1 protein-coding gene is annotated in these 1,210 nt (G+C 69.6%); it reads left to right on the top strand.

All coding sequences use genetic code 11. The features are described from left to right. Positions 1-12: 12 nt before the first annotated feature. Positions 13-1,188, top strand: coding sequence for an IS110 family transposase (locus AB0M30_RS47680; protein WP_364599331.1), 1,176 nt, complete (start codon positions 13-15; stop codon positions 1,186-1,188). Positions 1,189-1,210: the final 22 nt, after the last annotated feature.

The following is a 1,210-nucleotide window of genomic DNA, read 5'->3' as shown; positions in this document are numbered from 1 at the left end:
AGCAGCTTCAGCGTGTTCCTCGGCCTGGACGTCGGTAAGGAAGCCCACCACGCAGTCGGTCTGGACCCGGACGGGAAGCGGCTGCATGACGGGCCGCTGCCCAACACCGAACCCAAGCTGAAAGCCCTCTTCGACAAGCTCGCCGCCTACGGCCCAGTGCTGGTCGTGGTCGACCAGCCCGCCACGATCGGGGCGTTGCCGGTCGCGGTCGCCCGCGCCGCCGGGCATCAGGTCGCCTACCTGCCCGGCCTGGCCATGCGCCGCATCGCCGACCTCTACCCCGGCCGAGCCAAAACCGACGCCCGCGACGCGTTCGTCATCGCCGACGCGGCTCGCTCGCTGCCCCACACATTGCGCCCGGTCGACGTCGGCGACGAGGCTCTGGCCGAGCTGGAGGTACTCGTCGGGTTCGACGACGACCTGGCCGGCGAAGCCACCCGCATCGCCAACCGGATCCGCGGACTGCTCACCGGCATCCACCCCACCCTCGAACACGCCATCGGCCCCAGGATCAGCCACCCTGCGGTGCTGGAAATCCTCTCGCGTTGCGGTGGCCCGGCCGGGATCGCCAAGGCCGGCCGCCGCAAACTCACCGCGATCGCCAAGGTCCACGCGCCCCGACTCGGCGAAAAACTGGTCGAGGCGATCATGACTGCCCTCGGCGAGCAGACCGTCACCGTCCCGGGCACCGCCGCCGCGGACACGGTGCTCCCGCGACTGGCCGACAGCCTGAAGACTGTTCTGCAGCAACGGAAACAGGTTGCTGAGCAGGTCGAGGGGATACTTGATGCGCACCCTCTTGCCGGGGTCCTGACTTCGATGCCCGGCATCGGAGTCAGGACCGCAGCCCGCATCCTCCTCGAAGTCGGCGACGCCTCCCACTTCGCCAGCTCGGGGCACCTGGCCGCCTACGCGGGCATCGCCCCCGTGACCCGCAGCTCCGGCACCAGCATCAAGGGCGAGCATCCGGCCCGAACCGGCAACCGCCAGCTCAAACGCGCCTTCTTCCTCGCCGCCTTCGCCGCCCTGTCGGATCCGACCAGCCGGACCTACTACGACCGCAAGCGAGCTGAGGGCAAGAAACACAACGCCGCCCTCATCTGCCTGGCCAGACGCCGCTGCGACGTCCTCTACGCCATGCTCCGCAACGGCACCCACTACCGCCACCCCGCTGCCGCTGCGGCTTGACAACCAGATAGGGACACCCCCC

The organism is Amycolatopsis sp. NPDC051716, from assembly GCF_040681595.1.
Taxonomy (GTDB): Bacteria; Actinomycetota; Actinomycetes; order Mycobacteriales; family Pseudonocardiaceae; genus Amycolatopsis.
Note: the sequence above shows the minus strand (reverse complement) of the source record. Positions and strands in the feature narration are given on the sequence as shown.